Source organism: Tissierella pigra (assembly GCF_009695605.1).
Taxonomy (GTDB): Bacteria; Bacillota; Clostridia; order Tissierellales; family Tissierellaceae; genus Tissierella; species Tissierella pigra.
The window spans coordinates 1-20468 of the sequence record NZ_VUNQ01000031.1 but is presented as its reverse complement, the minus strand read 5'-3'; the positions used below and the strand labels follow the sequence as shown (position 1 = coordinate 20468).

At 30.7% G+C, this 20468-nt stretch carries 19 protein-coding genes, 3 riboswitches and 1 other annotated feature; of the genes, 5 read left to right on the top strand and 14 right to left on the bottom strand.

The genetic code is table 11. From position 1 onward, the window contains the following. Positions 1-136: 136 nt before the first annotated feature. The gene (gene metG / locus FYJ83_RS13200) at positions 137-1756 is read right to left on the bottom strand and encodes a methionine--tRNA ligase (RefSeq protein WP_154441202.1); all 1620 of its coding nucleotides are present in this window, start codon (positions 1754-1756) and stop codon (positions 137-139) included. 58 nt (positions 1757-1814) lie between these two features. After that, positions 1815-2071, bottom strand: a binding site (T-box leader). A gap of 131 nt (positions 2072-2202) precedes the next feature. Beyond that, a riboswitch (THF riboswitch) is annotated at positions 2203-2295 on the top strand. 49 nt (positions 2296-2344) lie between these two features. Here metG and FYJ83_RS13195 point away from each other — a divergent pair. Continuing rightward, positions 2345-2866, top strand: a complete 522-nt coding sequence (locus tag FYJ83_RS13195; protein WP_154441200.1) for a folate family ECF transporter S component — start codon at positions 2345-2347, stop codon at positions 2864-2866. Positions 2867-3180: 314 nt separating this feature from the next. Here FYJ83_RS13195 and tnpC read toward each other — a convergent pair whose 3' ends face one another. From tnpC to thiD, 11 genes are all read right to left on the bottom strand, one after another. Beyond that, positions 3181-4767: an IS66 family transposase gene (gene tnpC / locus FYJ83_RS13190; RefSeq protein ID WP_154441198.1), complete on the bottom strand. Its 1587-nt coding sequence runs from the start codon at positions 4765-4767 to the stop codon at positions 3181-3183. A gap of 65 nt (positions 4768-4832) precedes the next feature. Next, on the bottom strand, positions 4833-5189 hold the full coding sequence (tnpB, locus tag FYJ83_RS13185) for an IS66 family insertion sequence element accessory protein TnpB (protein ID WP_154441196.1): 357 nt from the start codon (positions 5187-5189) through the stop codon (positions 4833-4835). Then, positions 5186-5506, bottom strand: coding sequence for an IS66 family insertion sequence element accessory protein TnpA (gene tnpA, locus FYJ83_RS13180; RefSeq protein WP_154441194.1), 321 nt, complete (start codon positions 5504-5506; stop codon positions 5186-5188). Before tnpA ends, tnpB begins: the two co-directional genes overlap by 4 nt. A gap of 84 nt (positions 5507-5590) precedes the next feature. Beyond that, the gene (locus tag FYJ83_RS13175; RefSeq protein ID WP_154441192.1) at positions 5591-7588 is read right to left on the bottom strand and encodes a hypothetical protein; all 1998 of its coding nucleotides are present in this window, start codon (positions 7586-7588) and stop codon (positions 5591-5593) included. Between the two features lie 476 nt (positions 7589-8064). Continuing rightward, on the bottom strand, positions 8065-9087 hold the full coding sequence (locus FYJ83_RS13170) for a phage tail family protein (RefSeq protein WP_154441190.1): 1023 nt from the start codon (positions 9085-9087) through the stop codon (positions 8065-8067). Between the two features lie 21 nt (positions 9088-9108). Then, the gene (locus FYJ83_RS13165; RefSeq protein WP_154441188.1) at positions 9109-9792 is read right to left on the bottom strand and encodes an early set domain-containing protein; all 684 of its coding nucleotides are present in this window, start codon (positions 9790-9792) and stop codon (positions 9109-9111) included. A 218-nt stretch (positions 9793-10010) separates the two neighbouring features. After that, entirely contained in the window at positions 10011-10607 is a 597-nt protein-coding gene (locus FYJ83_RS13160) for a HutD family protein (protein WP_195838002.1), read from the bottom strand. 232 nt (positions 10608-10839) lie between these two features. Beyond that, positions 10840-11658 (bottom strand): MerR family transcriptional regulator, encoded by an 819-nt coding sequence (locus FYJ83_RS13155; RefSeq protein ID WP_154441184.1) that lies wholly within the window; start codon positions 11656-11658, stop codon positions 10840-10842. 147 nt (positions 11659-11805) lie between these two features. Then, positions 11806-12441: a thiamine phosphate synthase gene (gene thiE / locus FYJ83_RS13150; RefSeq protein ID WP_154441182.1), complete on the bottom strand. Its 636-nt coding sequence runs from the start codon at positions 12439-12441 to the stop codon at positions 11806-11808. Continuing rightward, the gene (thiM, locus tag FYJ83_RS13145) at positions 12425-13249 is read right to left on the bottom strand and encodes a hydroxyethylthiazole kinase (protein ID WP_154441180.1); all 825 of its coding nucleotides are present in this window, start codon (positions 13247-13249) and stop codon (positions 12425-12427) included. The genes thiE and thiM overlap by 17 nt, the downstream gene beginning before the upstream one ends. A gap of 95 nt (positions 13250-13344) precedes the next feature. Further along, positions 13345-14166 carry a bifunctional hydroxymethylpyrimidine kinase/phosphomethylpyrimidine kinase gene (thiD, locus tag FYJ83_RS13140; protein WP_154441178.1) on the bottom strand — a complete coding sequence of 274 codons (822 nt, stop codon included), beginning with the start codon at positions 14164-14166 and terminating at the stop codon, positions 13345-13347. Positions 14167-14245: 79 nt separating this feature from the next. Next, positions 14246-14344, bottom strand: a riboswitch (TPP riboswitch). A gap of 86 nt (positions 14345-14430) precedes the next feature. Next, positions 14431-14529: riboswitch (TPP riboswitch) on the bottom strand. Positions 14530-14760: 231 nt separating this feature from the next. Between thiD and FYJ83_RS13135 the strand changes: the two genes are divergently transcribed. Both FYJ83_RS13135 and FYJ83_RS13130 read left to right on the top strand, forming a co-directional pair. Further along, positions 14761-15339 (top strand): sigma-70 family RNA polymerase sigma factor, encoded by a 579-nt coding sequence (locus FYJ83_RS13135; protein WP_229768588.1) that lies wholly within the window; start codon positions 14761-14763, stop codon positions 15337-15339. Further along, entirely contained in the window at positions 15332-16258 is a 927-nt protein-coding gene (locus tag FYJ83_RS13130; protein WP_154441174.1) for a DUF4179 domain-containing protein, read from the top strand. The genes FYJ83_RS13135 and FYJ83_RS13130 overlap by 8 nt, the downstream gene beginning before the upstream one ends. Positions 16259-16343: 85 nt before the next feature. Here FYJ83_RS13130 and FYJ83_RS13125 read toward each other — a convergent pair whose 3' ends face one another. Beyond that, a complete protein-coding gene (locus FYJ83_RS13125) occupies positions 16344-17696 on the bottom strand; it encodes an aminotransferase-like domain-containing protein (RefSeq protein WP_154441172.1) in 1353 nt (450 codons plus the stop codon). Between the two features lie 117 nt (positions 17697-17813). On the opposite strand from FYJ83_RS13125, the gene FYJ83_RS13120 reads away from it, so the two are divergent. Both FYJ83_RS13120 and FYJ83_RS13115 read left to right on the top strand, forming a co-directional pair. Continuing rightward, positions 17814-19040: an aminotransferase class III-fold pyridoxal phosphate-dependent enzyme gene (locus FYJ83_RS13120; protein ID WP_216585334.1), complete on the top strand. Its 1227-nt coding sequence runs from the start codon at positions 17814-17816 to the stop codon at positions 19038-19040. 49 nt (positions 19041-19089) lie between these two features. Continuing rightward, positions 19090-19347 carry a GNAT family N-acetyltransferase gene (locus FYJ83_RS13115; RefSeq protein ID WP_154441170.1) on the top strand — a complete coding sequence of 86 codons (258 nt, stop codon included), beginning with the start codon at positions 19090-19092 and terminating at the stop codon, positions 19345-19347. 85 nt (positions 19348-19432) lie between these two features. Here FYJ83_RS13115 and FYJ83_RS20465 read toward each other — a convergent pair whose 3' ends face one another. Further along, positions 19433-20197, bottom strand: a complete 765-nt coding sequence (locus tag FYJ83_RS20465; RefSeq protein ID WP_216585335.1) for a M15 family metallopeptidase — start codon at positions 20195-20197, stop codon at positions 19433-19435. Between the last annotated feature and the right edge of the window lie 271 nt (positions 20198-20468).

Sequence of the window (20468 nt, the reverse complement as noted above, 5' to 3'; positions counted from 1 at the left end):
CAACTATATAAATTAATAAAAGAACCTATGTTCATTATTGTACTATATATAAATATTATTTACAAGTATATTTATAATTTCCATTCCTACTTTTGTGATATAACAAGCTGTAGATTTATAAAACTATCTTTATTCCCTAAAGTAATTTGCTTAATTCCTCATCTATTATACTTTTATCTAATCTTTCAAATAGAATACCAAATTCTTTTATTCTATTTCCTATTTCTATCTCTATATATTCCCAAGTATTAGAAGTACAATTTAACCAATCCTTAACCTTAACTGATGAAAATGGTAAAAAAGGCTGAAGTAGATTAGCTATATTTACTATGGCTACTAGACAATTGTAAATGGTATCAGTACATTTGATTTTATTTGTATTGATTGTAATCCAAGGAGCTGTATCATCAAAATATTTATTTATACTTCTAGTAAAATCAAATATTTTTTCTACTGATATTTTTAGGTTTCCACCTTCTATAAGAATTCCAATTTCTTTATACAAAGTATCAATATCTTCTTTTATTTTAGAATTTAACTGTCCTTTTGGCACTTCGCTATTAAAGTATTTTTTCAGAAATACCAAAGTTCTATTTACTAAATTTCCATATACTCCTAATAACTCTCCATTATTTTTATTAACAAATTCTCTCCAAGAGAAATCCGTATCCCTTTTTTCTGGACCATTGATTATGAAAAAATACCTCAGTGAATCAATATTATATTTTTCAATAATATCTGGAACCCATACTGCCCAATTATTACTAGTTGATATTTTCTTTCCTTCCAGGGTAACATATTCACTTGAAACTATATTATTAGGAAATTTATCAATATCCACACCTTTTAATAGTGATGGTAAAATTATTGTATGAAATGGTATATTATCTTTTCCGTGAATATAATATGATATAGCTTCATCATCCCAAAACCTTTTCCAGTCTTTAGGATTCTCCAGCCCCCATTTTTTGCTTAAAGTAAAATATCCTAATACTGCATCTACCCATACATAAACTTTTTTGTCCTCATATCCTTTTATTGGTATATCTATACCCCATGATAACTCTCTTGATATGGCTCTGTCTTGCAATCCTTCATTTAAATATCTTTCCGTATTATTTACTGCATTTATTCTCCAATCTTTTCTATTTTTATTTAGAGCATCTCTTATTTCCTTTTCAAAGTTTGATAGTCTAAAAAATAATTGTTTTACATTTTTAACCACTGGTTCACTGCCACAAAGTTTACATTTCCTTTCTTTAAGTTCCAGAGGTTCTAAAATAGTAGAACAAGCATCACATTGATCTCCCCTTGCAAGGTTTTTACATACTGGACATACACCTTCAATAAATCTATCAGCTAAAAACTGATTACACTCCTTACAAAATAGCTGTTCTACTTCTTTTTCATATATTAAATCATTGTCATATAATATTTTGATGATGTTTTGAACCTCTTTCTTATGATATTCATCATCAGTCCTAGAATATATATCATAAGAAAATCCTAATTTCTCAAAACAATATTTGAATTCATTATGATATTTATCTGTGATTTCTCTAGGGGATATATTTTCTCTTTTAGCCCTTATGGATATAGGTGTACCATGACAATCACTTCCCGATACATATAATACCTCCTCACCCTTTGCTCTAAAATATCTTGCTATAACATCTCCTGGCAGCAATGCTGCTATATGTCCTATATGCAGTGAGCCATTAGCATATGGCCATGCTCCTCCGATAAAAATATTCATAAATTTCCCTCCTATTATTTAAAAATAAATAAAAAAACTCTCAAACCTAAGAATCAATCCTAGGAACGAGAGTTTAATTTCGTGTTACCATCCTAATTTACCTATATCTCACGATATAGACCTCATCAAGTACGTCACAAATAATGTGATTATACTTTATCACTATAACGGGTGAACCCGTTGCAGCCTAAATCCTATGATTTCGGTGCACTACTCCAAGGCCATTTTCACTTTAATATTCTTTGCTCCTTCTCACCTAGTAGGAACTCTCTGTAAAAGTATTCTTAAAGCTACTTTCCTTTTCTTTGCATTTCAATTATTATGTGTATTATATTCTATATTATAACTAAAGTAAATAGAATCTATTTATTTTCTAGATTAGTTTCTTTTATATGTATGGAAAATAACTCCAACATATGCTATAATGGAATACGAAAATAATATATGACAGAGTAGATAACAAGCGTTAAGTGTTTGAGAATGGAACGTTGTCTCAAGACGAAAAGCCATGCTTGCGGTTTGTTATTGCGTTCACTGCCATAGGACTTCTTTCTTATGTGCAGGTCATAAAAGAAAGGAGTTTTTTTAATGGTTAAAAAAAGTATATTCACAACAAAGAAAATCGCTTACGCAGCTATTTTTATAGCAATATCTGTAGCGATTAACACCATGAGAATTGGAAGTATCAGCTTCGGAGGATTTCCAATAATATTTTCAGGATATGCTATGGGACCTTTAATGGGTTTTATAGTTGGGGGATTAGCAGATGTAGTAGGATTTTTAATTAGACCATCTGCAACAGCAGGATTTAATCCGCTGTTTACTTTGACATCTGCTTTAACTGGTGCTATCCCAGTAATTATAACAAAATTGCTAGGAGATAAATATCCAAACTACAAATTATGGAAAATTTTTATTGGTATTCTTATTGGACAAACTATAACCTCTGTAGTTATGGTACCTATATTTATCTCATTACTTACTGGTAAAAACACTGTATGGTACTATATTTACAGAGCAGCTGCAAAGCAAATAGTTTCAATCCCTATATATGCCATACTTTTAAAAGCAATAAATGATACAGTAACAAAGCATTTTGATTTTATATAATAATTGAAAATTTGAGATTTCGATTATTATATGTCAGCATATTTAAAAGAGCCCACCTCAACAGTGATGAAACAAATCACTTTTGGGTGGCTCTTTTTTTAGAGAGATTTTTTAATTAACTGCTACTTAACTTTAGCTGATAAAAAAGGTAAAAATGGATTAAGTAAATTACCTATATTTACTATGGCTACTAAGCAATTATAAATGGTAGTAGATCAATCTATTTAATTTCTATCCGTATCCGTCAAATATAGCACACCTATAAATAAAGTCCTATCTATGAGATAATTAGATCATCATAAATAGGACTTGTTCTATTTCTTGGTATTAAATAGTCTCCTACATTCCTCAGGCAATGTTTCTGACCAAGGAAGAAGGTGATCTAGGGCCTCCGGAGCAGTAAGTTTTGTATTCGGAATCTGCTCAAATAAATATTTCAGATAGTAGAATGGATTCAGATTGTTCATTTTAGCTGTTTCTACTATACTATATATCATTGCACTAGCCTTTGCACCATGGGGTGATTTGCAGAAGAGATAGTTTTTTCGGCCTATCACAAATGGCTTTATAGCTCGTTCTGCGCCGTTATTACTTAGTTCACATTGTCCATCTTTTAGTATATTATTGAATAGTTCCCAGTTTGATAAACTATAGTTGATTGCTTGTCCAAGCTTGCTTTTCTTTACAATCTTAGGCTGAACTTCTTGAAGCCATGACAAATAGGCCTCTAATACAGGCTTTAATTCAATATTTCTAATCTTTTGCCGTTCATCAAGGGATAAATCCTTCCACTTTGATTCTAGGTGAAACATTTGTCTGAAATATTTTAATGCTTTATGGGCATTAGTGGATTCAATTTCCGCTTCCTTTGGAAGTATCTTAAGGGCATCCGTATAGTAGCGTCTTGCGTGAGCTAGGCAGCCTACTCTAGTTATGTCCTCCACAGAATTATATCCTGCATAATCATCCGATTGCAAAAAACCATGAAATCCCTCAAGAAATTTCCTTGCATGTTTACCGCTTCTGGAGGGCTGATATTCATACAATGAGATCTTTCTCCCAAAGTTACCACTTTTGTAAAGCCACATGTATGACTTGCTGTCAGTAGGTTTGCCATCTTTGGTTAGAACTCTAAGGGGACTCTCATCAGCCTGTATAAAGGTTTCTTTTAGTAACTCTTTTCTCAATCTTTCAAAGAGTGATTCAAGCCAAAGTTCAGAAGCCTTTATTATCCAGTTGGACATATTCTGTTTTGAGATTTCTATTCCAAAGTCTCTAAATATCTTCTCCTGTCTATCTAAAGGAAGTGCTGCAAAGTATTTTTGGTACATTAAATATGCGATTAAACTTGGCGAAGCAAAACTACCTGATATTACAGGAGCTGGCATAGGCGCTGTAATGATAGGAGTCTTATCAGCTGTTTTCTCACATTGTCTACAGGAATATACTTTTCTAACGTGCTCAACGATACATACCTGAGCAGGTATAACTTTAAGCTCTTTTCTTATTTCAACTGACATTTCATGAATCTTAGAATTACATTCTCCACAAACCTGTTCTTCCTCCGGAATTTGGTATTCTATTCTCTCTATCGGAAGATCTTCAAAGGATGGTTTATTGGTCCCTCTCTTTTTACTTCTTTCATAAGTAATTTTTTCAAGAACCAGTTCTTCTTTCTCAGGTCTCTGAGTAATCTCAGCTTCATTAAAAAATGAGATTTGCTCTTCATCAAAACTATCGCTGGATTTACCATATTTCTTAGCTGAATTCAGCTTAAATTGCTCCTCATACCATTTAATCTTGGCATTTGCTATTTCCAGTTCATGTTGAAGCTTTGCATTCTCATTTTTAAGGTCATCATTATTAAGTTGTAATTCTTTGACTTCAGTTATATTCTTCATACTAGTATTATACTATATCTCGAAGTACAAAAAAAGCTTTATTTGCATGGGAATTGAAGATTTTTCTAGATTAAAATACGTTCATATGAAGGTTTATGAGCATTTTCTTGGTCAATGCTTAACCCATCCAGAAGCCAACGGAATTGCCTTTCACTAATTGAGACAGACCCACCACTTCCTTTTTGTGGCCATTTAAAATTTCCACTTTCAAGTCTTTTGTAATGTATCCAAAAACCATTGTTATCCCAAACTAAGATTTTGATGAGGTTCTGTCTTTTATTGCAAAATCCAAATAAATGAGTTGAGAAAGGATCCATTTGTAGGACATGTTCTACGATGAGAGCAAGTCCATCAATAGATTTCCTAAGATCAGTGGAGCCTAGGGCAAGATGGACTTTCTCAATTGATATCTGTTTTATCATAACTTTTTAAGGGTCTTAATCAGCTTAAGAAGTAGTACCTCATCATAATCATTTGTTATGGCTAACCTTACATCTTTAATCTCAAGTGTCACAGCTGGGGAAGCTTGATCTTCTGCAATTGAAACACAGGCAAATTCAAATGCATCAGATGAATTAACAGGCTTAGTGAATGAGTTATTATCAAGCTTTCTAAGCCAATATCTAAGTGAGCTGACCTTGATATTATTTTTTTCACACCATGTAGTTTGATTAAGGTTGCTGGACTTAAACTCTTCCACACGCTGAGTCCATAGTTCTTTGTTTTCATTTAGCTTCATAAAGAAAAATACACCTCCAGTTAATATCTTGGGTGTATTATCTCATGATCTTAAATTCTATTCTATGTGGGTTATATTTGACGCTTACGATAGAATATTGGAAATAATAGCTGTACCTTTTACAACATTTTCCTTCACTCTAGGAGCCTTTGAAGGATTAGATGGATATTTTTTTCCATCAAATTTCATTCTGGCATAAGAAAATTCTGTCCCTCCACCTGCTACCTGCATTATAATATCATTCCACCCATTTGTTTTATCTTCACTTACTATAATTGGATTTCTTGCTAATGTGAATTTAGATATTATTTCATAGCCTTTTTCCTCAATTATTAAAGCTGTAGAACCACCTGAACCTGATACAGATTGTCCTAATAAGTAAACGAAGATTTCTTTTTTGCCATCTCCATTAATATCAATATAGTTATAAGAATATGCAACCTTTCCATCTTGATTTTTATCATACTTTAAATAATCTATAATAGCTTTTTCTAATTTTTCATTTCTTTGAGTTTCAGAAGATTTATATTTAATAATTGAAAAATCTATTGTATTTGATTTGAATTCTATTATCTCATCTTCATTTATTATTTGATTCATCTTATCTATTAAATCCTCTGTAATTTTATTACCATTTTTAGCTATTTCCTCTGTATAAGTCTTCAATATATCATGTAATACTAAATGCTCATAATTTTCCATTGCCTTATTATAACTTTTAAGGATATCAGAATTCATCTTATGATTTACAAGATCATGGGTGGAGAAAATATATCCTCTTAGATACCATTCATGCATTTGATTTACTTCTGGTAGATATTTAGAATAAGGATACATTAACATAAACTCTTCCATAGCTGCAATTCTTGAAGCCATTTCATCTAATGGTATTTGAACATATTCTTCAGAAAATCCTGGCTTATTCGATTCTGCTGTAAATATCTTTAAATAATCATTTATCTCACTACTTACGGAATCACTAAAATTTAAAAGTTTCTCATAATCTATAATGAAATAGTAACTTCCTTCCGCTGTAGCCACTTTTAATCCCATACTGTTGGCATTTAGAAGTAATTTTTTCAAATCTTTTTCCTTTGGAAAAATAGAAGTATTTTTAATAATATTTACATCATTTAAATCAGTAGCTTTCAATTTATATGTTTTCATGATTCCTTGATTTTCAAACATTTTATATTTTTCCTGATATTTATTGAAGGTAGTATTCATTAAACTAAGTTCTTCATTTAAAGCTGACAAATATGTCCTAACTCCTTCACTATTATCTCTTATAGAAAGTTTATCTTTATTTTCATTTAAATAATCAAATGCTTTTGATAAATTCCCTTTATTTATAAATTCATTATAATTAGATATTATTTTTTTATCTGTTTTTTCTTCTTTATATTCTCCTACTTTCTCACATTTCACAAAATTAACTCCATCTTTTCCATCCCATTTATACCATATATTAATCTTTTCTGAGTTGACAGAACTACTGTCGGCAGATTCAGGATCAATTTCTTGTATGGAAAATTCAAGTATTCCATCTTTATCAATATCTTTTATCTCTCCATTTGGATATACTGATAAAAGATTTGCCTTTTTAGGGCTTATTCTATTAACTAATTTATCATTCTCAAGAGTAAAAAGATAAAATTGTCCTGAATGGGCTCCTACATTGGAATTTATAAAAATCGCATTTTTTCCTGTTTTCCCTTCTCCTATAATTATATTTTCAACTCCATTGTCATAATTCATAGAAACTCTATCTATTTCCTTATACTCACCATCTTTATATTTATATAATACTAATGTACCTTCATCATCCATCTTGCTGAAATCTCTTTGTTCATACACTATAATTTCAGGAATGTTATCTCCATCTAAATTACCGATATTAAAATGTTTACCTATTTTTCTACTATCGTCTTTACTATATTTTGTCAATAAGCTGGTTCCTAACTTATTTGCCAATTCAATATACTTGGAATCTTTCATATAGTCATGATTATTATCATTTTTATTAATAATTGCAGATATTGAGTTTTGTAATCTGTCACTTGCTTTAGTCTGTTCTGCCATAGCTGTAATTCCATTCAAATGTCCCAGTGATACTTGTGGTAGTGGTGCAATAGCTATAGTAAAACCTAATGTAACTGAAGCAATTCTTCTTATTTTCTGTCTCGTTTTTTATTCTCCTTTTTTTATTGAATTAACTTTATTATATAACTAAGGAATTTGGAAGTATTTACAAAAAAATTACATAATAATTACATAATAGAATCAATTTAAACTAATGCTCTTTTTATCTCGCATTTCACTCTTAGAATGATAAATCCTTAACTTCTTGAATACAAAGATTGAGATTTCCAAACTGCTATAATATTTTCTAAAATCGTTTATTTCCTTTTGTATATGATCATGCTCCTCCGACAAAAATATTTATAAACTTCCCTTCTATTATTTAAAAATAAATAAAAACTCTCGAACTAAGAGTTATTCCTAGATCAAGAGTTTGATTTAATTTTACCTTTTATTATTAATATTATAAAAAACTTCTAAATCAACACAGGATTACTAACTAAATCATTATTATCAATTTTAGACTCTCTGTATATTTGTGCAACTTCATCATAGCCCTTGTTAATTATATTTTTTACATTAGATGCAGAACTTTGTACAGTATTTGCTATTTCGCTACTTGCTGATTTTACTTCAGATGCTATAGTTTTTACGGAATCTACAACTTCCTTTGCTACTGATACAATAGCACTCTTAACTATTCTAATTTTAGATTCTGAATTTTTAACAGTCTCTACTATATTACTATAATGCTCTTTTATATTATTGCTGCCTGTTGAAAATGTATTTGGTATTCTCTTTATAGGTTCCTTTATAGAGTTTATACCTGCTTTTATAAGTCCTATGGTTTCTATTCCTTTTTTCAGAATTCCATTATTCGGATTATTTATTGTTCCTTTAATATTGTTTACTGTAATTCCAATATTCCCTACTATACTTGCAACATCCTCACCTATAGAAACCGATGTTTTCAATGATTCCCCAACTATAGAAGTAGCTGAACTTAAGATTTCCTTAGAGGCTTGTTGCAACTCTGAAACTGTCGTTGATACTTCTTTATAAGTATTAGATATCTTTGAGATAGTTTCAGTTTTTTTATCCTCAATTGTTTGTACAACATTCTGTATGCTTTTACCCACTGAATTAAAAGTATCTTTTATAACATTTGAAGCTAAAAACACAGTATTCTTTACACCTTCACCTATGGATACTGCTGTCTTTGTAACATTTTTCACAGTATCCAATGTCATAGAAATAGACTCCGATATTGAATTTAAAAAAGAACCTATGGAACTTTTAGTTGTATTCTTTACATTAGTATCAACCTCTTTAATATTAACAGTATTTTTCATAATTAATTCTCTATATTCATTTTCAACGGTTTTAACACTGCTAGTCATATTTGTTTTGCAATTTTCATTATCATTTTTCTTAGGTTTATATATATTACTGTTATTTACATAGTTTAGGTCATTAATACTATTAATAGATTTTATCATCCTTTTCAACCCCTTTTCTAATCAATATTTTATTTCTCCCTGTGATGAATATGAACTTGATTCTGTAATAGTAAATTGATCCTCTAAAATAAATTCTCCATCTATAAATAATTTCATTGTCCAAACTCCACAAGGATACTGTCGTCCTTTATCCTCTAAATCCATCCAAAACCACATCTTTATTGGCTTGTCCTCTCCCTGTGGTGTAAATAAATTGTTTTCTGTAATTTGAAACAAATCCATTTTAGGGGTATACCATACTGTTGTCACTGTATGTAACCCTGTTACTTTGGTAAATTCAAATCTTGTTATTACTTTCTTATCCAAGAAGATATTGAATCTTTTCTTATTAGCAACAACTTCTTCCTTTGCAACTGAACTTATATTATATTTATCCAAATGCACCGTATATTGAGTATTATTATAAAGTCTTTCTTCTTGATCATTAATAATAATTACTGACCAAAGTTCTTCGTTATCATCAGGCAAATATATATTAGCTGTCGGATCATTAAGCTTCAACTCTCCATTTATAAGAAATTTATATCTATGTTCTCCTGGGGGAAGGTTATGTCCAAAAATCCAAGTATTGCCCTCTTTTATCATTTGTCCTTTTTTAGAATCATAGCCATTAAATTCACCTATAACAGATATAGTATGTATATTTAAGTACTCATTTTCTTCATATTTAAAATTTATTTTCATACTATTCCTCCTTCCACATATCTTATTGAATTCCATAATAAAATAAATTAAGTTATAAAGATTATCGGCAAATATTGGAATTTGTTGAGTTTATTGGTATAAAAATTGTTTAATTTATGTCATACGTTAACTTATCTAATTAAAACTAATACCCTTAACACTTGCCAGCTACGATACTCATTTGCAATGGAATATTAATACTAAATATCAAAAAACTCCTATATATATATCTTTGCTATTAAAATATTAACTGGTTTTTCAGATCTTAGTTTTAGATTTAGAATATTGTTATTAGATCTAACTAGAAGAGTCTGAAATGGGCTAATAGGCTTTGTATCTTCCTTGATATCAACATACACCTCATTATCACAAGCATATATAAAATAAAAGACTTCCTTAAAATCAGATGGAACTTCTTCTACTATTAAACACTCTTTATCTATATAAATACTCTCAAGTTGTCCTTCAACTCCGTCTCTAAGCATCAAATTAAAATCCCTTGCCATACCATAGCTAGTAGTATCTATTCCCCCATCAAATTCGTATACTTCAAAGGGTTTTAGATTGATATATTTTTTGTGATTATGTGTTAATTTAAGCCCATTATCAAGTGATGTAATAAATCTATTTACTCCTTCTAATTTAGTAAACTCTGATTTTTCTAATTCTACTGTTGCAGAGCTTAATCTGAATTTAAAATTAAGCTCTTTATAATTTGAACCTTCTGGATAGATAAATATTTGAGTAGTCTTACCTCCTGACCATTCTGTCATTATATAATCATCTTCTTTAATTAATCTTGTCTTAATCTCCATTCTATTCTCCTTATTATTTTCATAGTCTTGCACATGATACATAACTGTCTAATATGCTGAAAAACTTATAATATGTATATATTTTATAACAGATAATTTGAAATCGCCACTATAAGTTTGATTTTCAACTGATATGCCTTCAATCCCTTCTTACAATATGCCACTACACTTTTTAGCAGTGGAAAAAATCGTCTATATGTTATAACATACAGACGATTTTTATCATTTCATTTTATTTCTTTTTAACAGGGTAGCATACTTCCGTTACTAATTCTTCTGGATTCTGTGTTTCATAAGGACTAACATGGTAAATGCAGAAGGACAAACCATTAAATTCATATCCATTATCTCGAATCCAATTGGCTACAGCTTCATTCACTTCTATAACTTGGTCATAACTTCCTTTGTAAGTAGCTGAAGCAATTTGAATTGGCGCAACGGTCTTAAATTTAACATTTTCAGTGTCCTTATAGTTTCCACGGACTGATTTCTGAACTTCTATATCCACGTTGCTTTCCTTATACTCTCCATCATGAAAGATAGCTAAAGTATAACATGGGTCACCATCTTGCATATGAAGAGACGCTGTTTCTTCCATGAGAATATTCCAAAGCATTCCTTCTTGCTCATAGTTAGGAATTATCTTACGTACACTTGCCACATATCTTTCAGGAAGCTCTTTTAACGTTACATTATAATTCATTGTCTTATCATCCTTTCCAAGTCTCTGAATAGTAGTCTCAATGAGCAGTAAACGTCGATGGATTTCCTCCGCTTGTTCTTGAATTTCTGTCTGTTTTAATAATAAATATTCCTTTAGAGCTTGTGGATTTTCATAACTTTTCAGTATTTTAGAAACAGATGCCAAGCTAAATCCCATATCTTTTAGTGCATTAATACGACCTGCAAGAGGCAATTGTGCTTCGCTGTAATATCTATAACCTGTAAAATCATCTATACTCTCTGGAATAAGTAAACCAATCTCATCATAATGACGTAGCATTCTTATACTGATCATTGATAGTTTTGAAAAATCACCTATTTTTAACATTTATCTTACCTCACATATATGTGTTTTTTGAGCTCAATTATAGTATAAAGCATACCATAGTGTAAGAGTCAACAGATAATTTAAAAATTATCTGCTGACTCTTACACCATACTATCTAAATTAAATATGCAGATCTAAAAACAGTCATCAATTTTTTCCTTTCTTAAACATACTTTTTAACTCCTTAGCTGCTTCTTTTATATCTGGCTGGGAAATAATAGCTGAGACCACTGCAAGCCCATGGATATCTATACCTTCAAACTCTGGTATTGTAGTCTTATTAATTCCTCCAATTACCACAATAGGCAGTTCAATATGTTCTCGTATTCGTGCAAGTTCATCTATGGATGTAAGCTTTGCATCTGTTTTCGTATCAGTTGCAAACATTGCTCCGATACCAAAATAGTCTGCATCATCTGACTGGGCCTTTATTGCTTCTTCAAGGGTAGATACAGATACACCAAGAATTTTATTGTCGCCGATCAATTTTCTTGCAATGGTTGCAGGTATATCACTTTGACCAATGTGTATACCATCAGCATCAACTGCTAATGCAATATCAATTCGATCATTAATGATTAATGGAATCTGATATCTATCTGTAATTTTCTTTATTTTCATTGCTATTTCAAAAAATTCTAAAGATGAGCAATTTTTTTCTCTCAATTGTATTACAGTACAACCACCTAAAATAGCTTGTTCTACAGCAGTCTCCAGTTTTTCTGTACTCATAAGCTCTCTATCTGTTATAAGATAGAGTGTATAATCAATATTTGGTTTCATCTATCTTCACCCTTTCTACAAAATATGTGCTATTCATATTTGATAAAGCATCAATAATACCAATATGAAAACTACCTGTTCCCATTTCTCTAGTTTTTACAAAGGAAAGCTCACCAGCAATTCCCATTACAACAATTCCTGTAACTGTTGCTGTATAGTAATCTTTTGTTATACCACAGAAACTACCTACAAGTGCAGATGTCATACAGCCTGTACCAGTTACTTTAGAAAGTAGTTTATGGCCGTTGGTTATTTTAACAATACGAATGCCATCTGAAATAACATCTACTTCTCCTGTAATTCCTACAACACAAGAATATTTATTCGCCACTGACTTTGCAATAGCTTCTGCATCATTTTTTTCATCTGCTTTTGAAGTATCAACTCCTTTTGTAGACACACTTAGTCCAGCTATAAAGGAAATTTCTGATAAATTTCCACGAATTACATCTATTTTTATTTCTGAGAGAATTTTTTGTGTTGTTTCGTTTCGCAGTGTGGACGCTCCTGCTCCAACAGGATCTAAAACTACGGGAATATGAAGTTTATTGGCTTTTTTTCCAGCTCTAATCATGGAATCAACAGTTCGTTGATTTAAAGTTCCTATATTAATTACAAGAGCGGAAGATATTGAAACCACTTCTTCCACTTCTCCAACATCATCAGCCATAATAGGTGATGCTCCAATTGCCAAGATGGCATTTGCACAATCATTTACTGTAACATAATTAGTGATATTATGAATGAGTGGACTTTTTATCCTAATTTCATGAAGTAAATCTGCACAATTATTAGTTAAGTAATTCATTAGTACTCCCAACCTTTCTTTTATTTATAATAAAGCATATAGAACCAATAGCTACCATTACAGATAAGGTAGACACCTGTTGATTTTCATTTTCATTACAAATCTCCTTTACTTTCCTTGATGTTCAAACCATTTTTATATAGGTCATAGAAATGGTGTGTTGGTCCATTACCCTTACCAATATTTAAGGAATGTTCTATTGCTGTTGTAATATATTTTTTAGCCTGTTCTACGGCAATAGACATAGGCATACCATGTGCAAGATTGGAAGCAATAGCCGAAGAAAAGGTGCAACCTGTCCCATGGGTATTTTTCGTATTTATACGCTGGGTTTTAAAATAATAAAACTCTTTACCGTCATATAAAATATCCAGTGCATCTCCAATAGCATGACCACCTTTAACAAGAACATTTTTACATCCCATGTCATAAATAAGTTTTGCTGCTATTTTCATATCTTCTGTGTTTCTTATTTTGATATTTGATATCTTCTCAGCTTCTGGAATATTAGGTGTAAGTAAATCAGCATAAGGTAGTACAACTTTAATCAACGTATCTATGGAATCGGGGTCCATAAGCGGACACCCATTTTTCGCATACATTACAGGATCAATTACAACATTACATGGCTTATATTGCTCAAGTTTTCTTGCTACTGCCTCCATGCAAAATTGTGTAGACAGCATGCCAATTTTCACAGCATCAACTTCAATATCTTCAAATACTGCATCAATCTGACTTTCAATCATATCTGGAGTAATATCCTGTATATCCATAACACGGCTGGTATTTTCTGCTACTACTGAAACAATGACACTCATTCCAAATACTCCATGTGCTGAAAATGTTTTTAAATCTGCCTGTATACCAGCACCTCCACTACAATCTGATCCAGCAATACTAAGTACCTTTTTCATTTAAACTCCTCCTTTTCTTCTTTATATATAATAAACTAGGGTACTTCCCTATATGGAGAAGCACCCTAATCAAATACAATAATGTAAGTGATTTGCTTCCCTACGTTGGTATTAACCAACAGGTTCAAAGGGTCAGGTTTTACCTTCTCAACTATTTCTAGTCCCCCCGCAAATATTAACTATATTCATTTTTTACTTAATAATCCTATCTTAAATAATAATAGGGTACTTCTCTACACGGAGAAGCACCCTAATCAAATACAATAATGTAAGTGATTTGCTTCCCTACGTTGGTATTAACCAACAGGTTCAAAGGGTCAGGTTTTACCTTCTCAACTACTTCTAGTCCCCCCGCAAATATTAACTATATTGAGTATATCTTATAATAATAACATAATCAAGGTACAAAATATAATTTATTCTCTAACTTTATTTATATAATGATTGCTGTCTTCAACAATTATAGTCATACTATCATCAGATATTAGATTTAAAAAATTATCTAAAAAAGTATAATTACTCTTTAAGATATAATTCAATAATCACATATATAAAAATAATATATAATTTAATAAAACTTTTTCAGCTATATAATTGTCTAATAGACAGATAATAAAAATGAGCTCATATTTTATTCTCAAGGAGGTGGTTATACTGGAAAAATTAGTTCTTAAAGCAATAAAGGGAGATGGTGAGAGTTTTGGCCTTCTTATAAATAGCAAAAAAGAAGATTTATATAGAATTGCATATAGCTATGTACACAATGAACAGGATGCACTTGATATTATAGGGGAAGCAGTCTATAAATCATATATATCAATAAGTAAGTTAAAACATCCAGAATATTTTAATACATGGATCGTTCGTATAGTCATCAATTGTGCTATTAATTTTATAAACAAATCTAAAAGAATTTTATATCTAGATAATAAGACTATAGAAAGTTTAAATAATGAAAAAAATGATATTGTGGAATCCATTGACTTAAAAGAAGCCTTAGAAAAGTTAGACCATAATTATAAAATTGTCATAATATTAAGATACTCTCAGAACTTAAAGTTGAAAGAAATAGCTGAAATTCTAGAACTTCCTTTAAGTACAGTAAAAACTAGGCTTTATAAGGCAATAGAACTTTTGAAAATAGAACTTAAGGAGGGCGAAGATTTTGAATAATAATATTGATGATTTGAAAAAAATTTATTCAGATATAAAAATACCTGATGCCTTAAACGATACAATTAACAATTCAATAATAAAGGGAGAGAATTATATGAAAAAAAATAATAAAAGCAAGAAAAAAATAATTAATAGCTTTATATCAGTAGCTGCGGCAGTTGGAATATTTACTCTTAGTATAAACATTTCCCCATCCTTTGCAAATAGTCTTGAAGGTGTTCCCGTTTTAGGCACACTAGTTAATATACTTCAATTTAATAATGGAAGTTCTCAAGGAGGTAAAATAACTGACGGCATTGATGTAAATTTTATATCTCTAGACCAAAAAAAAGATTCTGATATTATCACAATAAACTTTGATGGCTTTAATAAAGAAAACCAAGAAATTGCACCATTTTTTAATGTGGATTATAAGGAAGCACCTTTTACAATGACATTTTCTATATCTGGTGCAAGAGGTCTTTCTGCCAATAAGTACTTTGAAGAGTTAAAAAAGAGTGAATATATCCAAGATATCTATGAATTAATGACTTTAGATGACTCTGCACAAAGATTCAACATAGTATTTAATCAACCAATTGATTTCAAAGTAGAGGAATATAAAAATCCTGCTTATATAAAAATACAAATTTCAAAAAATACAGAAAAAACTTCAGAACAAAAAATATATTCCATAAGAACTAGTTCTTATGAAAAAGGAGAAGAATTTGCTTTTCTTGAAGAAATGTTATTTGAAATAGAAGACCTTAGAATTTTAAAAGATAGCAATGAAACATACTTATATGAACTGGGTCAATATAATTCAGATAAAGAAGCACAAGAAAAATTGAAAGAGTATAAAGATACTTTTAATAATAGTATAGATATATACGTTGAAGAAAGGACTATGGACAAAGTCCCTCAAAGTATAAAATAGTAAAGAAGTAATATTTAAAAACATATACCATATTTAGGGATGAGGCTTAATTAAACTTCATCCCTTGATTTACTTGTACACATAGTTATTCAGCTTCCATAACTGAAATTATAGTAGCCAAAGCATCTATATTTTCTTCTGGAACACCAGATATACAAAGCCTTATGTAGTTGCAATCCTTCCGATTTTTCTTTTCAAACCATTCTTCGGGGAAGAATTCTAATGCTGTTTTTACCAAAATCCCATGATCTTTAAGTTTCTTTTCAAGTTCTACAGCCTCTATATCTTCAGGAAGATGAAGCCATATGAATATTCCATGCTCTGGAACATACCAACTGGAATCTAGTGAGCTTAATGATTTAACAATTTCAGATGCCTTCTTAAGTTTGGTTTCATAAGATTTTTTCACCTTTTTAATATGTTTTTCATACATTCCTGATTTTATGAAAATATCCAGTGCTGCTTGTGGAATTTTTGATGTATTCAAATCACTAATATGCTTAATATTAATCACTTCTTCAATCATGGACTCTGGAAGTACTGCTGCCCCCATTCTTATTCCAGGCATGAAAGCTTTTGAAAAGCTTCGTATATAAATAGTACTTTTCCTTATATCATAATAATGTATTGGCATGGAACCTTTTTTTGAGCCTATATCTGCTAAATAGTCATCTTCTATAATAAACACATTATATTTAAAAGAGAGTTCGGCAATTTTCTGTTTGTCTTTTTCAGAAAGAGTATAACCTGTGGGATTATGATGTCTTGGTATAATATAAAAGGCAGTAATTTCACCTGACTTAAATATCATTTCCATTTCGTTATAGTCAAAACCATCAACCCTCCTTTCAATTCCCATAATATCAATCCCTAAATGATCTGCCAATTTTAAAGCAAGATTGTATGTAGGAGATTCAACAAGTAATTTACCTTTACTTTTCCTAAATAGATATTGGAACACTAGCCCTATGGCTTGTTGGGCTCCATGGGTAACTATTATCCTTTCAGCAGTAGTATATATTCCATCCTTCTGGAATTCATACTTCAATGTATCCCTTAAAGAAGATAGTCCTCCACTAGATTCATATCCAAACAATGTATTTTTATACATATCAACTGCCTTATTCATTACATGAGTAAATTCCCTATATGGAATAAGTTTTTCATCTGGCTTAACTGTCCTGAAATCAACCTCTTTCTGTACTACTTTTAAACTTTCTTCAGAATCAACCAAGTAAAAACCTCCACGGGGAATACTATATACTTTATGCTCTCTTTCAAGTTCGTTATATGCTTTATTTACAGTTATTTTATTGATAGAAAGATATGAAGATACTTCTCTGCAACTGGGAAGCCGCTGACCATTTTTTATTCGCCCATCCTTAATTTCTCTAAATATAAAATCCTTTACTATCTCAACTTTGCTTTTTTTCATCATTTCTCACCTCCATCCCATATTCTGTAATAGTACAGAATAGATTTTGCATAATTGAACTACTATATTTTTCATTATATACTTAATTTACAATAATTCAATATATTGGAGGTAATAAAGGTGGATGAACTATACAAAGATAAGTGCATGAAAATGTTTGTAAGTCCAAATGTTTCTCTAACAGTCATGGGAACTTTAGGTACCCGAATCAAAACTAAGGAATATGGAGAATTGATTGACTTTGAATCAGGATGTTGGGCTGCTGTCCTAGGTCATAGCAAGAAAGAAGTGGTAGATACTATAGTTGAAAATGCAGGACATTTATTTCATACTCATCAATATTTTGATACAGAACACCCAGGTGCCTTAGTAAAAGAACTTACTGCAGCATCTAAACTTAAAGGAAATTATAAAGGTACCTTTATGTCATCAGGAAGTGAAGCTGTTTCTCTAGCTGTCTTACTAGCTGAACTTGTTACTGGTAGACTAAAGAAGCTCTCCTTATCAATTTCTTATCTTGGTACATCAACAGAACTAAGGATGCCTAGAAATCCTAATCAATGGATGGATCTAGATGTATATGAGTGCCTTAACTGTACAAAAGATTCTAACTGTGGAGAATGTGGCAAACATAATCATATAGATTTCTCACATATGGCAGCATTTGTTTTCGAACCTGGAAATTCAGGAGGTCTTGTTCTGTGTCCACCCGATAAGCTAATTACATTTTTAGTTGAAAATATTAGAGATGCAGGAGGTTTTGTTATAGCCAATGAAGTTACAACAGGCTTCGGCAGAACTGGTAAATGGTTTGGATTCCAACACTATAGGGTCTTTGACAGTGAATCAAGCTCCCCTGATTTTATTGCACTAGGTAAAGGTCTTGGAAACGGCTATCCCATAAGCGGCGTGCTAGTTCGTTCAGAATTGGCAAAGATAGTAGAGTCAATGGATTTTAGATACGTCCAATCCCATACAGACGATCCTCTAGGTTGTATTGTAGCAAGAAAAGTAGTTGAAGTCATGTTAAATGAAAACCTCATTGAATATGGAAATAAAATAGGCGAATATTTTCGTTACAAACTAGCTGAAATAGGAGAACGTACAGGTGGAATAACAGAAGTACGCGGAAGAGGAATGATGAACGTTGCAGTTCTTAATAGAAAACATAAGGCATTAGAAGTATTTAAGCATCTCCTTAAAAGAGGTTTTTTCATTGGATATTCAGAGGCTCATAATTATCTGCATTTCTATGCTCCTTTAATAATTAAAAGTGAAGAAATCGATAGCCTATGTAATTCTCTTGAAATCATTCTAGAATCTAATTCAGTTATAATATCTAAATAACTTATATGGGATTGTATAAATTATTATTTAAAGTTATGGAGGTAGTAAAATGAACAACCTTGAGTATTATATCTCTACTGATAAATCAAAATTAAATATTGAAGCAGTAAATTCATTACTCAGACAATCTTATTGGGCTAATGAAAGAGCTGAAAAAACAATATTCAAATCAGTTGAAAACTCCATCTGTTATGGGGTATACCAGAATGAAAAATTAGTTGGATTTGGTAGAGTCGTTACAGATTTCTCTACAGTTTATTGGATTTGTGACATAATCATTGATATAAATCATCGTAACAATGGTTAGAGATATAAAAATAATCCATAGATTTTGCAAAATCTATGGATTATTTTTATCTTATTGCCAACCAAATAAAAGGTATACTAAATCCCTAATTATTAGGTATTTTAAATTCAAAATGTTGATAATCCTTTAATGACTTCCATTCTCCACCCCATTCCCATCCTCTACTTATAAAGGCATTATAGCAGTTGTCTCCTTTAACTATCATACCTTTTCTAATATTTTCTCTGTCTAGATATTCTCTACTACTTTCAGGTGATACTATGTTGTTTTTAACATAAGGATTCTGTACTGGGTTAATATCTATGGCCACTCCATAACCATGGTTGGATATTTTTTTACTGCCTACAATTTCTCTATAGCAAAATGCTGAAGTATTATTGTCTAACATGGATAATTCATCATTTGCATTATAATCATCAATTAATCTTATTTTTTCAATAGGAAATTTAGCCTCATATAATTCTTTAAAAATCTCAATAACATCCTCTGATACTACTTTATTTACAATAAGTTCTCCTACATGTTCTTTATCATCAAATCCCCAATAAGTTACTTGAATATAAGCTAAATCTTCTATTTTTATATTGTTATTTTCTTTAAATGATATTCCTAAAATCTTATCCTTTATTTCTTCTGACAACGGATTAAAAGTAAATATAGTTTCTGGTTCCTCTATATCATCAGTTTTGCCTTTTTCTATACTTAGATTGTTTTCATCGTCTTTGATGAAGGTTGTTACTGAATAATCATATCCCTTATGTATTACATTGTTTGTTTTTAAAGCATATATCTTATATCCTATAAAAATCATAAATACGATTATAACTGCCATGCACTTTTTAAATTTCACAATCATTCCCCCGTTCATAAAATAAAATACTATATTAATAAATTTAATAAAGTAAGAAGCTAGTTCTACTAACAAATCTATGAATATATCCAAATGTTATGACTTTTATTTCCATTTGTCACAACTGTTAATATAAAAACCTATTTTTGATATGAGACAATACATTTGTGACAAGTAAATATGAAAAAAGGAAAGACCTCTGATATAATGTTGTTTACCATAACAAACAAAAATCGGAGGGATCTTTCCTTATGAAAACAATTATAACAGA

Coding starts and splice junctions, on each gene's coding strand:
- FYJ83_RS13115 (WP_154441170.1), top strand. CDS start 19,090: ATGAACAACCTTGAGTATTATATCTCTACTGATAAATCAAAATTAAAT.
- FYJ83_RS13195 (WP_154441200.1), top strand. CDS start 2,345: ATGGTTAAAAAAAGTATATTCACAACAAAGAAAATCGCTTACGCAGCT.
- tnpA (WP_154441194.1), bottom strand. CDS start 5,506: ATGAAGCTAAATGAAAACAAAGAACTATGGACTCAGCGTGTGGAAGAG.
- FYJ83_RS13160 (WP_195838002.1), bottom strand. CDS start 10,607: ATGGAGATTAAGACAAGATTAATTAAAGAAGATGATTATATAATGACA.
- FYJ83_RS13170 (WP_154441190.1), bottom strand. CDS start 9,087: ATGATAAAATCTATTAATAGTATTAATGACCTAAACTATGTAAATAAC.
- thiE (WP_154441182.1), bottom strand. CDS start 12,441: ATGAAACCAAATATTGATTATACACTCTATCTTATAACAGATAGAGAG.
- FYJ83_RS13175 (WP_154441192.1), bottom strand. CDS start 7,588: ATGGCAGAACAGACTAAAGCAAGTGACAGATTACAAAACTCAATATCT.
- metG (WP_154441202.1), bottom strand. CDS start 1,756: ATGAATATTTTTATCGGAGGAGCATGGCCATATGCTAATGGCTCACTG.
- thiM (WP_154441180.1), bottom strand. CDS start 13,249: ATGAATTACTTAACTAATAATTGTGCAGATTTACTTCATGAAATTAGG.
- thiD (WP_154441178.1), bottom strand. CDS start 14,166: ATGAAAAAGGTACTTAGTATTGCTGGATCAGATTGTAGTGGAGGTGCT.
- tnpC (WP_154441198.1), bottom strand. CDS start 4,767: ATGAAGAATATAACTGAAGTCAAAGAATTACAACTTAATAATGATGAC.
- FYJ83_RS13165 (WP_154441188.1), bottom strand. CDS start 9,792: ATGAAAATAAATTTTAAATATGAAGAAAATGAGTACTTAAATATACAT.
- FYJ83_RS13155 (WP_154441184.1), bottom strand. CDS start 11,658: ATGTTAAAAATAGGTGATTTTTCAAAACTATCAATGATCAGTATAAGA.
- tnpB (WP_154441196.1), bottom strand. CDS start 5,189: ATGATAAAACAGATATCAATTGAGAAAGTCCATCTTGCCCTAGGCTCC.
- FYJ83_RS13125 (WP_154441172.1), bottom strand. CDS start 17,696: ATGATGAAAAAAAGCAAAGTTGAGATAGTAAAGGATTTTATATTTAGA.